Source organism: Pelagicoccus enzymogenes, assembly GCF_014803405.1.
In the GTDB taxonomy this organism is placed as follows: domain Bacteria; phylum Verrucomicrobiota; class Verrucomicrobiia; order Opitutales; family Opitutaceae; genus Pelagicoccus; species Pelagicoccus enzymogenes.
Genome location: NZ_JACYFG010000004.1, coordinates 106,273 through 124,595, shown reverse-complemented (window position 1 = coordinate 124,595; position 18,323 = coordinate 106,273). Strand labels below are relative to the sequence as shown.

The 18,323-nt window shown below is 55.2% G+C and carries 9 protein-coding genes; 6 read left to right on the top strand and 3 right to left on the bottom strand.

The window, feature by feature from the left end; translation table 11 throughout:
• The first annotated feature begins 70 nt into the window (after positions 1 to 70).
• Together IEN85_RS02460 and IEN85_RS02455 are read left to right on the top strand one after the other, a co-directional pair.
• Entirely contained in the window at positions 71 to 4,591 is a 4,521-nt protein-coding gene (locus IEN85_RS02460) for a family 43 glycosylhydrolase (protein WP_191615489.1), read from the top strand.
• Between the two features lie 57 nt (positions 4,592 to 4,648).
• Positions 4,649 to 6,997 carry a glycoside hydrolase family 95 protein gene (locus tag IEN85_RS02455; RefSeq protein ID WP_191615488.1) on the top strand — a complete coding sequence of 783 codons (2,349 nt, stop codon included), beginning with the start codon at positions 4,649 to 4,651 and terminating at the stop codon, positions 6,995 to 6,997.
• Between the two features lie 15 nt (positions 6,998 to 7,012).
• Here IEN85_RS02455 and IEN85_RS02450 read toward each other — a convergent pair whose 3' ends face one another.
• Positions 7,013 to 7,939 carry a hypothetical protein gene (locus IEN85_RS02450; protein ID WP_191615487.1) on the bottom strand — a complete coding sequence of 309 codons (927 nt, stop codon included), beginning with the start codon at positions 7,937 to 7,939 and terminating at the stop codon, positions 7,013 to 7,015.
• Between the two features lie 270 nt (positions 7,940 to 8,209).
• On the opposite strand from IEN85_RS02450, the gene IEN85_RS02445 reads away from it, so the two are divergent.
• The 4 genes from IEN85_RS02445 (at position 8,210) to IEN85_RS02430 (ending at position 14,500) form a co-directional block, all read left to right on the top strand.
• Positions 8,210 to 9,112 (top strand): alpha/beta hydrolase, encoded by a 903-nt coding sequence (locus IEN85_RS02445; protein ID WP_191615486.1) that lies wholly within the window; start codon positions 8,210 to 8,212, stop codon positions 9,110 to 9,112.
• Between the two features lie 42 nt (positions 9,113 to 9,154).
• Positions 9,155 to 11,062, top strand: coding sequence for a glycoside hydrolase family 97 protein (locus IEN85_RS02440; protein ID WP_224772415.1), 1,908 nt, complete (start codon positions 9,155 to 9,157; stop codon positions 11,060 to 11,062).
• Positions 11,063 to 11,156: 94 nt separating this feature from the next.
• A complete protein-coding gene (locus IEN85_RS02435; protein WP_191615484.1) occupies positions 11,157 to 12,719 on the top strand; it encodes a glycoside hydrolase family 43 protein in 1,563 nt (520 codons plus the stop codon).
• 245 nt (positions 12,720 to 12,964) lie between these two features.
• Positions 12,965 to 14,500 carry an alpha-N-arabinofuranosidase gene (locus IEN85_RS02430; RefSeq protein WP_191615483.1) on the top strand — a complete coding sequence of 512 codons (1,536 nt, stop codon included), beginning with the start codon at positions 12,965 to 12,967 and terminating at the stop codon, positions 14,498 to 14,500.
• A 69-nt stretch (positions 14,501 to 14,569) separates the two neighbouring features.
• Here IEN85_RS02430 and IEN85_RS02425 read toward each other — a convergent pair whose 3' ends face one another.
• Complete coding sequence (locus tag IEN85_RS02425; protein ID WP_318186572.1) at positions 14,570 to 15,628, bottom strand: ThuA domain-containing protein; 1,059 nt, start codon at positions 15,626 to 15,628, stop codon at positions 14,570 to 14,572.
• Positions 15,629 to 15,926: 298 nt separating this feature from the next.
• Positions 15,927 to 18,296, bottom strand: coding sequence for an ABC transporter permease (locus tag IEN85_RS02420; protein ID WP_191615482.1), 2,370 nt, complete (start codon positions 18,294 to 18,296; stop codon positions 15,927 to 15,929).
• Positions 18,297 to 18,323 lie beyond the last annotated feature (27 nt).

Sequence of the window (18,323 nt, the reverse complement as noted above, 5' to 3'; positions counted from 1 at the left end):
TCTTTTCCCCCAGATTTCGCTTGCTTTAGAGGCGCGCGCTTCGGGACTCCAAATTCCGATATAAGATTCCATGACTGTACGCATATTAGTAAACGTATTCCTTCTCGGTCTCGCTTTGCACAGTCCGTCTCAGGTAGCCCTTGCTTGGCAGGCGGATCAGGGAGATGGCAGGTTTACGAACCCCGTGCTCTACGCCGACTATCCTGATCCGGATATCATTCGAGTCGGCGACGATTTTTACATGGTATCGACCACCTTTGTGGACGTGCCGGGGATTCGAATCCTGCATTCGGAAGATCTTGTCAACTGGGAGATCGCGGGGCATGCCGCGATCGAGGTTGATGGTGGCGCTGCCTATGACTTGGAGAGCGGCACCGCTTATCGAGAAGGTTATTGGGCGTGTAGTCTGCGTTACAATGAGGGGATTTTTTATGTGTTAGTGAACCCGACTTTTGGTAATGCTCGACTCTATTACAGCGATGATGTGGAGGGTGACTGGCAATACCACCAGCTGGATCGCCCTGCCTATGATCCAGGTCTCTTCTTCGATGATGACGGCAAGGGCTATATCTTCAGCGGCCATTCCGAGATGACGCTAATGGAATTGAGCGAAGACTACTCGCAAGTGGTTTCGCAATCGAACAATGTTTTCGACGCAGGAGGTGAGGGGGCTCACGTGATCAAGCGGGGAAACTACTATTACGTATTCAATGCAAATCCTAGTGTATGGCCCTTTCAACTACGGTGTTCCCGATCTCATAATCTGGCGGGTCCTTGGGAAACCGGCAGAGTGGTGTTAACGGCGACAAGCGGTGGGCATCAAGGATCTGTTGTCCAGTTGCAGGATGGCTCTTGGTTTGGATTCGTTCATCAAGACAAGGGGGCCATTGGTCGAACTCCAAACTTAGGGCCCGTTTTTTGGGAAGACGATTGGCCAGTCTTCGGTACGCCGGATAATCGGAACGTGATTTTGGATACAGTCGATAAGCCCATTATAGGAAAGGCAATAAAGGAGCCAGCCACCTCGGATGGCTTTTCAAGTTCGACCTTAGGATTACAGTGGCAGTGGAATCACAATCCTGACGAAAGCAAATGGTCTTTAAGCGAACGCCCAGGCTTCTTAAGGCTTCGTCCTCTCCGAGCGGATCGCTTCTGGAATGCGAAGAACACGCTCACGCAAAAGGGTCAGGGACCGCAGAGCCACGGTATCGTCAAGCTGGATATTTCCAATCTGAAAAGCGGTGACCGGGCGGGCTTTGGTGTCTTGGGGAAGGTGAATGCCAATGTTTTCGTGGAAGTGGATAGTGAAGGCGACAAATGGTTACGCAGCAGCTTCGAGAATCGGGGCGTCGGCCGTCACGATGGAGCGGTGCCCATCGCGGTGGAGGCTAATGCCATCTACCTGCGGACCGACCTAGACTTTGAAGAAGAAGTAGGAATCTGTTCCTACAGCTATGACGGTGTGACATGGACCCGCTTTGGCGGAATATTTACTCTGGGCTTCGATATTACGCACAGCACGTTTCAAGGCCAGAAGTATTCGATATTCTGTTACAACACGGAGACCGATTCCAGCGCTGGTTACGTAGATGTGGATTCTTTCGAACTGGGGGACGATGCGTCGGAACTGTCCATGCAGAGAGGAAGGGCCGTTCTTAACCAAGCGGGTACCACCTTCGTGGCGGACAATGGTCAGCTTATCCGTGGGCCGTTTGCCTCAACGGAGTGGGGTAATCCACCTCCGAGGGAAAACTTGGCGCAGCTGAAGGAACTTGGACTGAATGCAGTGCATCTCTACGGCGAAGTCTTTGATCCAGATTATCCCGCGGAGGGCAGTCAGGGGCCCGGCTATTCTGCTTCGCGAATGGATCAGATGGTGGAGATGACTCGCGAGCTGGGGCTTTACCTTGTCATCACGATTGGTAACGGAGCCAACAATGGTGATTACAATTACGACTACATTATCGATTTTTGGGATTTTTACGCGCCCCGCTACGCCGACGAAACGCACGTCATCTTCGAGATCCAAAACGAACCGGTGGCCTGGACGCCACCCTATTCTCAGTCGGTTCTCGAAATGGAGGTGGATGCCTATAATACGATACGTAGCCATGCCCCGGATACACCTGTGCTGCTAATGACTTACGCTGTATTTTCGAATTGGGAGGCGGCTCTGAGTGATCTTTCTAAAATACACGACGATATCGACTGGAGCAATGCAGCAGTCGCTTTTCATGGATATGCTGGGCATGAGGAAACCACTCCCGCATTGGAGAAGATGTTGGAAGCGGGCTACCCGATGTTCATGACGGAATTCACTACTTCGGAATGGGGGTATAGTTTGGATCACATCGATTTGGAGATGACGGCATCCCTGGAACGATTGGGGATCTCGTGGCTCAACTTTCTCCACGTCCCGCCCAACTTTATCAATGAAGCGATCAACGATCCAACCGCTTATTCTGATATCCTGAACCGCTCGGGACTCGGCTGGGTCCCGGACTTCGGAGAATGGCCCGTGCAGCGAGGCGTATTTGGAAACCAAGGACTGCCGCGCGAAACGGTTGGCGAATGGATAAACAACAAGCTTACGGGAACCCTGCGGGTAGAAGCGGAAGATTTCGATACCGGAGGTCAAGGCATTGCCTACAATGACTTGGACAACACGAACAATCATGGGGAGTATCGACCTGATGAAGGTGTGGATATCCGCAGTGTAAGTGACGGTGGAAGCGGGTTCGCGGTAAGGTCCGCGGAGCCGGGTGAGTGGCTCGAGTATACGGTTTTCGTTAAAGAGCCGGGGCTCTACGCTTTGAAGGTTCGTTATGCTGCGGTATCGAGTTCTACAATACGAATGGACTTCAATGGAATCGATGCCACGGGACCCATTGCGATGCCGAGCACTGGCGGCTCGAGTGTTTGGGGGACGGTTGAGTCTGTGGTATTCTTAGACTATGGTCAGCAGAAGGTTCGCACGGAGGTTGAGTCTGGCGGGATCGATCTGAATTGGTTTGAGTTGACGCCCGTATCGGACGGACCCGTCCCCGATGGAACTTACCGCTTCGTCAATCGAAAGAGCGGCCATTCGATTGGAGTTGACCTCGGTTCCTACGAGCTTGTGCAGGAAACCTACCAAGGGTCTGGCCAGGAGTGGCAACTCACGCATCTGGGAGCTGGCAACTATCATGTAAGGTGGGCGAACCAAAACTTGAAGTGGAGCGTGGGACTGGAGCAGGATAACGACGATCCGATGGAGGTGGTACCTTGGACGGACTTGCTGCGCAACCGGCGTGTGTTGATCACTCCATCGGCGGATGGATTTTTCAGACTCCGCAGCGCGGTGAGTGGATTAACGGTGGTTCCCATGGCCGCATCGGTTGATGAAGATGCGGCCGTGGTGCAATACGTATACGATGGAAGCGCGAGCCAGTTGTGGGCAATTCAGTCAGACGCTTCCGTTCCGTTTCCGCTAGGATTGAGCGTAGGCACTGTAGAGACGGGGAATCAATTGACATGGGGCGCAACTGAGGGTGCGAGCAGCTACAACGTGAAACGGTCGCCTGTATCCGGAGGGCCCTACACGGATATCGCCTCAGGCGTGACGCAGACGAGCTACGTGGATTCTGATGTGGAAGAGGGCGATGTTTGGTTTTATATCGTTAGCGCTCAGATCAACGGCGCCGAGAGCTTGGAGAGCGCGGAAGCGAAATCAAGTCCGCCGCTCCTCTACGCCAGTTTCGGCTTCGACGCGTCGAGCGGCACTTCGGTAGTCGATAGCTCCGTGAGTGGTTGGGAAGGTGCGCTTGCTGGAGATGCCAGTTGGGCCAGCGGGCGTGACGGAAACGCTGTTCAATTGCATGGCGGCGATGGGCATGTGCTCTTGCCTGAAGGCATCGTCAGTGAGCTAGATGAGATTACGATATCGACTTGGGCCTATCTTGACGAACGACATTTTTGGTCCCGGATTTTTGATTTCGGCTCTGGCACGGGCAATTACCTTTTTCTCACTCCCAACGGCGGAGGCGGCACGGTTCGTTTCGCTATCACCGACGGTTCGGGTGAGCAGGTGGTAGACGGTTCGGAACCCTTGCCGCTTGGGGAATGGCTGCACCTTGCGGTGACGATGAAGGGCTCGCTCGCTATTCTTTATGTCAACGGAGAGGAAGTCGGGCGCAACGGTGAGATGACTTTGAACCCTTCCAGCTTGGGTGTGACTAGCCAAAACTATATTGGGCGCTCGCAATGGCCTGACCCTTACCTTGAGGGGCGAGTTGATGATTTTCGGATTTATTCCAAGGCCTTGGATGCGGAGGGGGTAGTGGCGGTGATGCAGGAGGACGTGAGGCCTGAGCTCGATCCCGCGGAAGCGAATGCGGTTCGCTTTCTTTTCGACCAGTCGCATCTACGTATCACACTCAACAATACAATTTCAGGACGTCGTTATCAGGTCGAAAACAGCGAAACGCTCTTGGATTCTGACTGGGAGCCTGTCGGAACGCTCGAGACGGGAACGGGAGAGGCGCTTAATTGGAACATTCCTTTGGATTCCGACAAACCTGTGCTCTTTTATCGCTTGAGGATCGAGCGATAGCGTTTCCTGTCTCCGGAAGCGGTTGCTATGAACCGATCTATTGTTTTCATTATTACAATGCCCCATCGCTCAATTCTCATTTCCCTCGCGCTGGCGAGCTTCGCTCCGCTGCTCGTAGCTAAAAATTCAACTTTGCTCCGGTACGACGAGCCGGGGCAGTTCGAGCCATTGTCCGAGGGATTACCGATCGGCAACGGCAACACAGGCGCCCTGGTAATGGGGCGCGCGGCGGACGAGCGAATCGTGCTCAATCACGATACGCTCTGGGCAGGCGGCCCTTACGATCCGAGCTATCCCGAGGCAGCAGAAGCGTTGCCGAAAATCCGAGAGCTGCTGTTTCAAAACAAGCACAGCGAGGCTCAGGCCTTGGTGCAGCGTTCCTTCATGGCGAAGCCGATGCGGCAGATGAGTTATCAGTCTATGGCGGACCTTCTGATGAAGGTGCCTGGGCACGAGGTCGTCGAAGACTACGAGCGTTCCCTCGATTTGACCAAAGCCCTTGCCACCGTGAGTTACGTGAAGGATGGGGTGCGATTCACCCGAGAGAGCTTTGCCAGCGCGCCCGATGGTGTGCTTGTGTTTCGAATACAAGCGGACCAGCCCTCGAGCGTGGATGTGACCTTGCAGTTGGACTCCTTGCACGATGGGGCTCGCCAATCCTATTGGGCCGAGGGAATGAGAATTGCCGGCAGAAACAGTCCAAGCGAGGGGATCGAGTCGGGTTTGCGGTGGGAAGTGGAAGTGTCGGTCAAGAGAGAGGGTGGCTGGGCGCTTCCTGGGGATGGGTATTTGAAAATCCGTGACGCAGATAGCGTAACGCTGCTGGTGGCTGCGGACACGAGTTACGTAAACTGGAAGGACGTCAGCGGCGACCCGCATGAGCGGAACGCCGCGAAGGTCGTTGCCGCGTCTGGCTATGAATACGAGGAACTGAAGTCCCGACACATTGCCGACTACCAATCCTTGTACGATCGTGTGGAGCTGAATCTCGAGAGTCCGCGACCCGACTTGTCTCGGCGTCCGACCGATGCCCGCATTGCTACTTTCTCGCAGGACAATGACCCAGCGACGGCGGAGATGTACTTCAACTTTGCCCGCTACCTGCTGATCTCCTGTTCCCGGCCCGGATCGCAGCCTGCGAACTTGCAGGGGCTTTGGAACGACAAGCTTTCGGCCCCTTGGGGGAGCAAGTATACGATCAACATCAATACGGAGATGAACTACTGGGCGGCTCAGGTGGTACAGTTGGGCGAGTGCGTAGAGCCGCTTGCCGCGATGTTGCATGAGCTCTCGGAGTCGGGGCAGCGAACGGCCAGGAATTTCTATAATGCCTCGGGCTGGGTCACGCATCACAACACCGACCTCTGGCGGGCGACTGCTCCGATCGATGGAGCGTTTTGGGGGATGTGGCCGATGGGCGGAGCCTGGTTGAGCCTCTTCCTGTGGGAGCGTTACGAATTTAGCGGGGATATCGCCACGCTTCGAGAAGACTATCCAGTGCTGAAAGGGGCGGCTCAATTTTTCTTGGATACGCTCGTTGAAGATCCAAGAACTGGATACTTGGTGACTGCCCCTTCAAATTCACCGGAGAATGCTCACCACGCAGGGGTGACCAACGCGGCAGGCCCCACCATGGATAATGCAATCCTAAGGGACCTGTTTCGGGCGGTTGGGCGAGCGAGCGAGGTCTTAGAGGTGGATGCCGCTTTTCGCGACGAGGTAAAAGCGACCGCTCTGCGCCTCAGCCCTTTCAAGATCGGCGAGGCCGGGCAGTTGCAGGAGTGGCAGTTCGATTGGGACTTGGGAGCTCCGGAAATGGATCACCGTCACATTTCCCACCTTTATGCGTTGCACCCGAGCAACCAGATTTCTCCGCTCACGACCCCTGAGCTAACGAAGGCGGCTCGTAGGAGCCTAGAGCTGCGCGGCGACGAGGGAACGGGCTGGAGCTTGGCATGGAAGGTAAACTTCTGGGCGCGTCTCCTCGAAGGCGAGCGCGCTCACGACCTCTTGGAGCTTCTGATCAGTCCAGGCTATTGCTATACCAACATGTTCGACGCCCACCCACCGTTTCAGATAGACGGTAATTTTGGCGGTGCCAACGGCATCACCGAGATGCTGTTGCAATCCCACCTCGAGGATGAGGCGGGTGTGCCAATGATTCAACTACTGCCGGCTTTGCCCGCCTCCTGGCCTGCGGGCTCGCTCCGAGGGTTCAAGACGCGGAGCGGTTTCACGGTAGATATGGCATGGGAAGGCGGAGAACTGAAGTCAGCGCTGGTTCGCGCGGATCGGGACGGTTCCGTGACCTTTGTTTTAGGGGAGAAGCGGGAGCGCTTCGATTTGAAAAAGGGCGATGGGATCAAATTGAGCGAGGGATTGGATTCTGCTGAAATCCTTCGCTAGCCCAGCGACGGCAGCTTACTCGATGTCCTTATGGTCTTCGGAGGTATCGATGACTTCGAGTTCGCCCATCTCAATCTTTCCGGGAAGCAAGTTTCGCCGCATTCGACCTGAGGCGGTTCCAAAAAGCTTGGAGGCGGATTGGGCCATGTTGGCGAGCTCTTCGTCGAAGTTTCGCCCTTTGGCTCGCATGCTGAATCGGGTAATCCAAAGGACCTCTTTTTCCTTTTTCTCGACCAGTTTTTTGAAGTCGTAGGCGACGAGGATGACGAAGTAACGTGAGGCTTCCACTTCGGCGACGAGGTCGTCGAAGATCAAGCGCTGCGGCCCGCCAAGGGTGTCGTCCTTGTAATGTTCGAACAGGTCCGGAGCGAACCCGAGCAGTTGCGCATTGTAGTCGTTTGCTTGGCGCCGGGCTCGCTCAGCCATCGACTGAATGGTAAGCATCGTTTCTAGCTTCGCTTCCGACGGGGTGGCGCTGAATGTGACGGCGCCCGCGCTTTCTCCGTCGAGTTCTAGGCTGTCGAGTTGGTCGATGGTCGCGGTCAGGTTTTGGATGGCGCTCTGGCTCAATCCGTCGTCGAAGGGGATCGTTTTCCCCCAGTTGACGACGATCATGAGATCGGTTTTACGAGGATCCGACTGGGGCAAGTAATTTTGCCGGTGAAGGGCATTGGCTAGTATCTCCGCCATTTCTTTTACGGTGAGGGCGTTGAGGGACTCGTCTTTTCCGCTGGGATCGATGGTCTTGCCCATTGCTAGGGCGTAGGTTTCAGCTTTCCAAGCTCCGTTGTCTAGTCGCTCCCGTTCGTAATTGGGACTGGTTACGGAGTGGGCCATGGTGTGGCGAGGCCTGGGCTCTTTGGCGGAAGTCGTGGGGACGGCGATGAAGCATTGCAGGGAAAGTGAGAGGAATGGGAGTATTAGAATAGCGCTCGTTCTCATGTGAAGTAAAAGAGGGTGATGTTTTCGTTCATCAGTTCTAGCTTAGCTCTGGATAACGAAAGGAGGGAAAGCCTCAAAAGTATTCATATACGACTATAGTCATGGGTTGATTATTTCTTATGACTATAGATATAGAGTAAGTTTTACTAACTAAGCCTTGAAGCCTTTGCGAGGGAGGGGCTTGATCGCAAGGGTACGTCAACCCCGTAACGCTTCCCCGAATGGCGAGTCGATCTTGCAGAATCGCTTCTTCGTGGCGTGTCCTGGATCATGCTAAAAAAAATCTCTCTATTTCTCGTTTTCCTACAATTTTATTGCTGCTACTGTTTGGGGCAAAACGATGGAGCGGAAGAAGCTCGTCGGAATTTAGGGCGCGAAATTGTGCTGGGGCCTGCAGATGTACGGTTTTACCCTGAGCCACCCGAAAACTATCGTTTACGGCGCGATGGCATTGATCGGGGTTCCATCGAAGCGTTTCGTTACCAATCAGGAGTGACCCAGACAGAACGATTGGCTAACGTGTATCTGCCTCCTAACTACAATGAAGCAAAGAGGTATCCGGTCCTATACTTGCTGCATGGCATCGGGGGTGACGAAACGGAGTGGATTCGCTTTACTCAGCCCAATGTGATCCTGGACAACCTCATTGCCGAAGGGAAAGCTGAGGAAATGATCATTGTACTCCCTAACGGTAGGGCGTTGCCTAATGACCGGGCGGAGGGAGAGATTTTTTCCCCGGAGAAGATCGAGGGCTTTGCGAAATTCGAGCGGGATCTTATAGACTATCTCATCCCAGCAATCGAAGCGAAATACTCGGTGTTAAGTGACCGTGAGAGCAGAGCTCTCGCTGGCTTGTCTATGGGTGGCGGGCAGACGCTAAACTTTTGCCTCAACAATTTGGATACGTTCGCTTGGCTGGGAGCGTTTTCAGCTGCACCAAACACCAAGCCCAATGAGGAGTTGTTTCCTCCTTCGGAAGAAATTGCGTCGCAACTCAAGCTCTTCTACTTGTCCTGTGGCAATAAGGATGGGCTGATCAACGTTTCGCAGCGGGTCCAGCGTTACCTTGCTGCGGAGAAGATTCCTCACGTTTGGCATGTAGACGACTTTGGCCATGATGCTGAGCACTGGGGCAGCAATTTGTATAACTTCGTCCAACGCCTTTTTAAATAGGCCCCGAATCGAAAGCCGATGAAAAACTGTGTAGGAACACTTATGACACTAGGGCTTTGCGCAAAAGCCCTGGCTGCAGTGGAGGTGAATTCTCCGAATGGGCATCTGTCCGTTCGGATCGATCAGACCGAGGAAGGGCTCAGCTATTCTGTGCGTTCTGGCGATGTCTCCGTGTTGGAACAATCGCGTTTGGGATTGGAGACCAGTATCGGAAACTTCGGCGCGGGATTGGAATTCGTTTCGTCAGAGGAATCTGCGGTTTCGGAGAGCTACCGGCTGCCGAATGGAAAAACGAGTTTCGTTGATTACGAGGCGAACGAGCTTGTTGCGACTTACGCTAACGACCGTGGCGATCAGCTATCGGTCGTCTTTCGCGTATCCGATTCCGACGTTGCCTATCGATATCGAGTCAACAGCGAGGAGAGGCATCGCGTCGTGGTAGAGAGCGAGCAGTCGAGCTTCAACCTGCCGGATGAATCGACCGCCTTCGTGACGTGGCAAGTGCCATGGGGCGGTGGATACGCGGCCACTAAGCCCAGCTACGAGGAAGGGTATTTGGTGGATGTGCCGGTGGATACGAAGTCGCATACAGGCCTTGGCTTTACTTTCCCCGCTTTGTTCAAGCTGGATTCCGAAGGCTGGCTTCTCATCTCGGAGACGGGTACCACCAGCCAGTATGTGGGCACTCGCTTGAGCGATCCGAACGAAGAAGGCGAGTACCGCATCGCATTTCCCGAGGCCGCTGAGAATGCGGGAGTCGGGGAGAGCACCGTTTCGGTTTCACTGCCAATGCAGACGCCTTGGCGCACCATTACCTTTGGCAAAACGCTTGCTCCGATCGTCGAGTCTACGGTAGCGACCGACCTTGTGAAGCCATTGTACGAGCCGTCGAAATACTATCGCCCGGGAAGGGCGGCGTGGAGTTGGCTCGTTTGGCAGGACGGGAGCATGAACCGCGAGGATCAAGTGGCGTTTATCGATATGGCGGCTGCATTAGATTTTGAATACATCCTCATTGACGCTTGGTGGGACGAACGTATCGGTCGCGAAGGCATGAAGGATCTTGTCGAATACGCCCGATCGAAGGATGTCGGCGTCTTGCTTTGGTACAATTCCAACGGTTCATGGAACGACGCGCCCCAGACGCCGCGCAACCGTATGGCTTCCGCTCCGATCAGGCAGGAAGAGATGGAGTGGCTGCAGTCCATCGGAGTTGAAGGCTTGAAGGTGGATTTCTTCGGCGGCGACAAGCAGGTGACCATGAAATTCTACGAGGATCTTATGACCGATGCCAACCGCTACGGACTCTCGTTGAACTTCCACGGTGCAACCCTGCCACGCGGATGGGAACGTATGTATCCAAATCACATGACAAGCGAAGCGGTCACGGCTTCGGAGAATTTGATCTTTAGTCAGGGCTTTTCCGACAAGGAGGCCTTTAACAGTACCTTGTTCCCCTTCGTTCGCAACCCCGTCGGGGCGATGGACTACGGTCCTGTGGTTCTCAACGAGCGGTTTTCCAAGTCTCCGGAGCGAGGCAATTTCCGCCGCACCACGGATGCGTTTCAGCTCGCAACCTCGGTGCTCTACTTTTCGCCGATCCAACACTACGGCCTAACGCCGAACAACTTGGATGAACAACCCGCCCATGTGCTCGATTTCTTCCGTGTGGTTCCAGCTGCTTGGGACGAGACCCGCTTTGTCGACGGCTATCCGGGAGAAAAGGTCGTACTGGCTCGCCGTTCAGGTGAGGATTGGTACGTCGCAGCGACGCATTCTAGTGAGGAATCGAAGGCATACGAACTCTCGCTTCCGTGGCTAGCTGGCAAGACCCTTCGTATGCTGCACGACCTGCCAGACGGAACGGTAGGGCTGAAAGAGGCTGTCGTGGGAGACGATGGTAGTCTGGTTGTGGAGCTGGAAGCGCGCGGAGGCGTGGTACTTTACTGAGAATCGATCAGGAGCGTTGCCCTCCCCACTCAGCTACCTTGCAGCAATTTTGTAACGCATTTGATCTCCAACCGATAACCTCACTCTATTCTAAATGAGCCGTTTTCGAATATTCACCCGTCTTCTCGTTGTCATAGCGACATCGAGTTTAGCGAATTTGGCGTGCGCAGAGCAGGCCAAAAATCCCTTCATCTGGGCTGATGTACCGGATGTGGCGGTAATCCGTGTCAACGACACTTATTACATGAGCAGCACCACCATGCACATGAGTCCCGGGCTTCCGATTATGAAGTCGAAGGATCTGGTGAACTGGGAGCTGCTGGGGTACGCTTACGATACTTTGGCGGACAATGAAGCGCTAAGGCTGGAAACTGAACGCAGCGCCTATGGGCGAGGCTCGTGGGCGAGTAGCTTGCGTTATCACGAGGGGAAATTCTACGTATCCACTTTTTCTGCTACAAGCGGGCGTACCCACATATATATTACAGACGATATCGAGAAGTGCGAGTGGGAGGAGATCTCTTTTGAGCCTTCGCTGCACGATCACTCCTTGATCTTCGACGACGAAAAAGTCTATCTGATGTACGGTGGTGGCAACATTCGGTTGACCGAGTTGGAATCTGACTTGTCGGGGGTGAAGGAGAATGGCTTCAACGAGGTAGTGATCGAGCATGCCGAGAAAGTTGCGACTGACAACGCCATGCTGCACGCGGAGGGCACGCAGGTTCTGAAGGTGGACGGCATGTGGTATGTCATGAACATTTGCTGGCCGCAGGGCGGGATGCGCACGCAGATCGTGCATCGCTCCGAGAACCTTGAAGGTCCCTATGAAGGACGCATGGTGCTACAAGATCAGGGTGTCGCCCAAGGCTGTTTGATCGATACGCCCGAAGGCGACTGGTACGCAGTATTGTTTCAGGACAATGGCGCGGTGGGCCGCAGTCCGTGGCTGGTCCCAGTGAAGTGGGAAGACCGCTGGCCCGTGCTAGGCGAGGACGGCAAGGCTCCTTTGGTTCTCGACATCGAGGACGATCAGGAAGGCTTCGGCAACATCGTGGGGTCCGACGAGTTTAACCGCAAGCCGGGCGAGGAACTACCACTGGCCTGGCAATGGAATCACAACCCAGTAAACGACAAGTGGTCGATCGGCGAACGCAAGGGACACCTGCGACTCGAAACGGTTCGAGTGGACGAGGACGTGTTGCACGCGAGAAACATGTTGACCCAGCGCAGCTTTGGCCCGACCAGCTCAGGCGAGATAAAACTCGACGTCTCTGACATGAAGGACGGCGACACTGCCGGTCTGATCGCCTTGCAACGGCATTTTGGATACGTGGGAGTAAGACAGGAAAATGGCGAGCGTTCTATCGTGATGGTACGGGCTCAAGAGGACGAGACTGAGGTCCTCGCCACTTTGCCGCTCAGCAAGAAGCGAGTGTACTTGAAGATCGATTTCGACTTCCGCGATCGCATCGACAAGGCCTATTTCTACTACAGCCTTAACGGCAGGAAATGGATTCCCGTCGGTGAGCCCTTGCAGATGCGCTATACCTTGCCTCACTTCATGGGCTACCGCTTCGGGCTCTTCAATTGGGCCTCGGAAGAAACCGGCGGGTATGTGGATTTCGACTACTACCGCCTTGGGACGATGGAGTGAGGTAGCGGCCGTGGTGTCTGCGGTAACGGTTCTACAGTTGAAGCGATTTAGAAAATCAACGTTCCGTCGTGCCATAGGCAGCCGGGCTCTGCGGCCATGACGGAGCATTGCCGTGCCTCTGTTCGATTTTTCAAACGCGCGTTCGCCGACCTTATATCATCTATACTCATGCAGGTCGTTGACAGAGGTGCCGAGCGTATTAGGATAGAGAGGCCACCTGTTTGTAAATTTTCCTACCCCCACTTATGAATTTGCCCAATAAATTTCTCGTTTGTTCATTGTTCTCCAGCTTGCTCTCTGCGAGCTTTGCGGCTGAGGAAGCTGCTCTAATCAAAATCGATTTGGATCGAACAGTCGACGCTATCGATCCGAAGATCTACGGTAGCTTTCTGGAGCCGCTCGGACGATTCCCTGTAGTTTACGGATCTTTGTACGATCCCGATTCGTCGCTGTCCGACGAAAACGGATTCCGTAAAGAATACCTGCAGCAAGTCAGGGAACTACAGGTTCCCATCGTTCGTTGGCCGGGTGGAAATTTCGTTTCTGGATACAATTGGGAAGACGGAATCGGCCCCAAGGACCAACGCCCGGTGAAGCTTGACCGTTCCCGCACTCGCCCAGAGAGCAACCAAATGGGGACGGACGAGTATGTCGCGTTCTGCAATCTCGTCGGAGCGGAGAATTTCATTTGTATTAACGCCGGATCGGGTACCATCGACGATGCCAGCAATTGGGTGGAATACTGTAATGCTCCAGTGGGTACGTACTATGCCGATTTGAGAGCGAAGTACGGGAATCCAGAACCATTTGACGTGAAGTATTGGGGACTTGGAAACGAGGCGGACGGTCCTTGGCAGATCGGTTACAAGACCAAGGAGGAGTACGTGCGTTTTGCCAGCGAAGCCGCTAAGGTTATGAAGATGGTAGACGAGGATATTAAACTCATCGCCTCGGGTTCCTCCAATTACCCGCTGGTGACGAGTAGCTATGACCCCAACGACGGTTGGATTGATTGGAACGATTACATTCTCGACAAGATGTACGAGGATATCGACTACATCTCTCTGCACCGATACGCGACGCAAGCGCTGAGGGCAATCGACAAGCCCGTTTTCGCTGACACCATGTCGCTGGGACTGGATATTGAGGAGAAGATCGTCGTCACCAAGGGGCTCATTGAGAAGGCAAAGTCGAAGGCCGTGAGCGATCACGATGTTTATATTTCCTTCGACGAGTATGGTGCTCGCGGCAATACCATCGCTGGCCCCTTGTTGCTTTCGCAGCATTTAAATGCCTTTATCCGGCACGCGGACATCGTGAAGATGGCGAACCTGACCTTTCTCACCAGCTTAACCGGTATCACGGAAGACGGAAGCTACAAGACGTCCTTGTATTATCCGTTTTCGCTTTTTTCGAACAACTGCCGTGGCGTTTCACTCGACGTTTATTCGCGTTGCGAGACCTACAGCAACGAGCTTTTCAAAGAGGTTCCCTATCTCGATGTGACCGCAGTTCTCAATGAAGAAAAGGGTGCTCTCTTTATCAATGTGGTCAACCGCAGCGAAATCGACGCCATCGAAACGGACATCGAGCTGCAGTCGGGCGAATACATGGGAAGTGCTACGGTTCGGACCGTAACAGGCGACAGTATCGATGCGACGAATACAGCGGAAGTAGAGCAAGTGGACATCGACGAAGGATCGATCAAGTTCAAGAAGAACATGATCCGCTATAGCTTCCCCGCTCACTCGCTGACGCAGATGGAGATTCCTGTGAAGTAAGGCTCTCTTCGTTTCTTTTCGAGCTCTCTTGCCTCCGTGGTCAGTGGTTTTTTTGAAACTCTACAGCCGCTACCGAACGCTCGTTTCGTAGGCTGTGGGGAAGTCTTCGGGTAGAGCTTGAGTGACCTCTCCCGTGGCAGCCCATTCAACTCCGCGCTGCAGCGTGACGATGAATCCGACGCTGCGAACGGAAGGAACGTTAGCGTCGTCATTGGCGCCGACATGTCCGAGAGTCGTTTGAAACACGCGACCCTTGCCGTAAGCTACCGTAAAGAGCATCGGTTCGTTGTGCGGAGAGGAGCCTCTCAGCTTTTGATTTGCGTAGGCGGTCGCAAGAATGGTCAGGTTCTTAGCTGGTCCGCGGAGCCGTGAATAGACTTCGTCATTTGCCTGCAGCCACATTTCGGGCAATCCGCGCATTATGGGGTGATCGGGAGTTCGGTTGGTGATGATGAAGTCGTGCTTAGGTGGGTGAAAGGTACCGCCCGGAGAATCGTCGTGTACTGCCCCGCAGGCATGCCAGTAGACCCTTGGGCCCCATTTCTCGTCACGACTTGCCTGCTTGTCTGGCTCGCCCGGGTAGAGGGGAGGGTCGTAGAGCCCCGCGCCGCCCCAGCCGCCGAGGCCTATGATCTCGTTGAACTCCGGCCAATAGGCGAACGAGTTATTGGTGCCGTGGATGGTGACGAGACCGCCGCCATTTTTCACGTACGACACGAAGGCGGCTTTGGTCGGTTCAGACCACTCCGCTCCGTCGTAGTTGAGGACGATAACATCGTATTCGCCGAAGTTAGGAGAGAATTCGCTCATGTCCTCACCGAGGGCAGGCGAAACGACCGTATCCACTTCGAAAATGCCGGCATTTTCCAAATGCTGGGTGATTGCGTCGCCCAGGTTTTTCCAGCTGTGGTATTTGTTGGACTGCCCGGTCAGGTGCATAACTTTTATTGAATCAGCGGCCATCACGGAAGAGGCGAGACAGAGGAGAAACGCGATAATCGGGGTAGTACGAGTCATGCGTCCATGTATGCCGCTGGAAAAAGGCGGTGACAATATGAAACTGCCGCAGCGAGCAGCGACTGTATTCGTCCTCAAGCGCCCGTAGCGGGCGGCTGAGGAAGGAGGCACGGTATCAAGGAGGCACGTTCATAGAAGTGACCTTTCCCCCGTGCTGGCGCCGGCTCGAGTCGATGGCGTCCGCGTGCCACCGGCATCCCCCTCAAAGCTCTCAGCGGCGACTGGGAAGGGCGGCATTCGATACGGGTTAACCGCCAGTGGTGTATTTGCTATTCTTGGACAGAATCGGGACTGAAGGGTACGGAGGTTTTTGATGATCAATTGAGATGTGGTGGGACCTTCGATTGCGATATTAAGATTTAAGTCCTGACCCTCTCTGGTTCGACGTCGGCAAATTTTTGATCTCGGTCTAAACCTCGTTCAAGGCGTCCTTGGGGTCGGCTCTCAATGCGGTTCGGGCAGGCATATAGGTGGCGGCTACCGCGACGCTCAGCAGGCAAGCGAGCATCAGTAGGTAAGGCGTCAGCTCGGTCGCCTCTACACCGTTGAGCGAGCTCTGTATCGCCCGGGCAGCGGCGAACGAGAGCAGGCACCCGAGCACTAGTCCGGCGCCGATGAGTCTGAGCGAGCGGGCGAGCGTCAGCATCAGCAGGCTGTTGGGCGAGGCCCCGATCGCCATGCGGATCGAGAGATCCTTGCGGCTTTGCCGGACATATTGGCGGGTCGTGTACCAGATCCCCGTGGAGGAGAGCAGCAGGGCGCAGACGGCGAGCGTGGCGAGCACGATGAAGGCGCTGCGCTCGGTCCTGAGACTGCGCTCGATGGCGTCGGAAAAGTATTGGACGTCCTGAGCCACAAATTCGTTGCTCGGGTCGCGCGCAATGGCATCCAGCGCATCGCTAATCGAGCGAGGGTCGCCTTCTGACCGGATGTGGAAGCGGACTCGGGATTGGGCTTGTGGTAGTCCGAAGAGGGGCCGAGCGGGCTCCCATGGCTGAACGGGGTAATCACGAAAAACGCCAACGATGCGCACAGGGGGCTGCTCGTCGCCACCCCAAGGCTTGAAGGTTTGCCCGACGGCGCTCTCGCCAGGATAGAACCGCTTTTCCAAAGACTCGTTCACCACGGCGACCTCGAAAGGCCAGGTGTATTCACTTCTCCTTACATCTCTTCCGGAGACGATCGGCACGCCGAGAGTGTCTAAAAAGCCTTCCGAGACGTACATGAAGCCAGCTGCGCAATTGTCTTCCTCCTCCGTGGGCTTGAAACGGTCGGTCGTGAGGTGGGTGGTGCCGTATCCGCCCAGTGGGCGCGAGGTGGAGAAGCCCGCGGCTTCTACGCCTGGGATGTTCGCGAGGCGTTGCCGCAGGTCTTCTGCGACTTGATCTCGTCGGCCGACTGGAATGCTTTGCAACGACACTTCGAAATACGCGAGGCGCTCGCCCTCGATGCCGGGGTCGAACGCGAACGAACGCTGCAGTGACAGGGTGTAGAGAAAGGCAGCGCTAAGGAGCGTGGCCGAGAGAGAGACCTGTGCGACAACGAGGAGCTTGGTCGAGAAATTGACTTGCGAGGCTTTGGCTCCGCCTTGGTTGAGCAAGCTGGAGGTGGCTCCGCGAGACAGATGCCAAGCCGGGAGTAAACCGCTTGCGAGCCCAGTGAACAAAGTGGCCGCGAGCGCTGCCGCTAGAGCGATGCCGTTGAACTCGACTTCAACGTAAGCGACGAATGGCAGCTGGTCTGCCAGTTGAATCCACCAAAGGCTAAGCCCTACGCCTAGCGCTCCACCGATGATCGAAACTGCCATGCTCTCGCCGAGTAGCTGCTGCATCACTTGTAGTGGCGAGGCCCCTACCGAGCGTCGGATGGCGAATTCCCGTTGGCGACGGTAAGCATTGGAAAGCAGCATATTTCCCACGTTGAAGCAGGCGATCAGCAGGAGGGCGGAGACCAGGCCGATGATGATGTAGCTTTGCTGCAGCGACTCCGTCGAGGAGGCACGGGCCGCTTGGATCTCGGGGGTCGCCTTCAAGCTCCGCTCGCCAGCTCCTTCGGGCCGCCGGTCGTTGAGGTAGTCGGTCACTTGGTCGAGCCGCGTTTGGAAGGCGATCGGGGTGGCTCCCGGCCTGAGTCGAGCAATCGCCGTACTCAAAAAGTATCCACGATTATCATACACCCAGTCGTCGAAAGTGTGGATCAACGCAGTGAAGGCTTGCGGCTTCACAGTGCGATGCACCCGGTCCTTGCCCGGCGGCAAAATCCCGACCACGCGGAAAGGCTTGCCGTTTAGATTGATTGTCTCGCCCACGACATCCTGACGGCCTGCCAGATCCGTTTGCCAGAAGGCGTAGGCGAGCACTGCGACTGGTTCGGAGCCGGGCAAATAGTCGTCGGGCTGCAGTAGGCGACCTTCGTGGGCCTGCCATTCCAGCGTCTCGAAGGCTTTACCTTGCAGCTCGCAAAGAACTATCAGCCCCGCGTTTTTTTCCAGCGAGTATTCAACAGAATAGCGGTGGCTGTAGGAAAAGGCAGTTTCGCCGGATCGCTCGATGATATCTCGGGCGTCCGGCGCAGGCAGTACACCGTTGAAAATGTTGCCCTCAACACGGTAAAGCCGATCGACGTTTTCCGCCGGGATCGGCCGAAATACGAGCGCGTCGACGATCGATACGGCGGTGGTGGCAAGGGCAACTCCGATTGCGACGATGGCGATCGCGGCGAACGCGAATGCGGGCCGCTTCGCGAGGGCCCGAAGGTTAGCGGGGAGGTAGTTGGTCATAGGAGGAGGGATCGGAAGGGGGTGCCG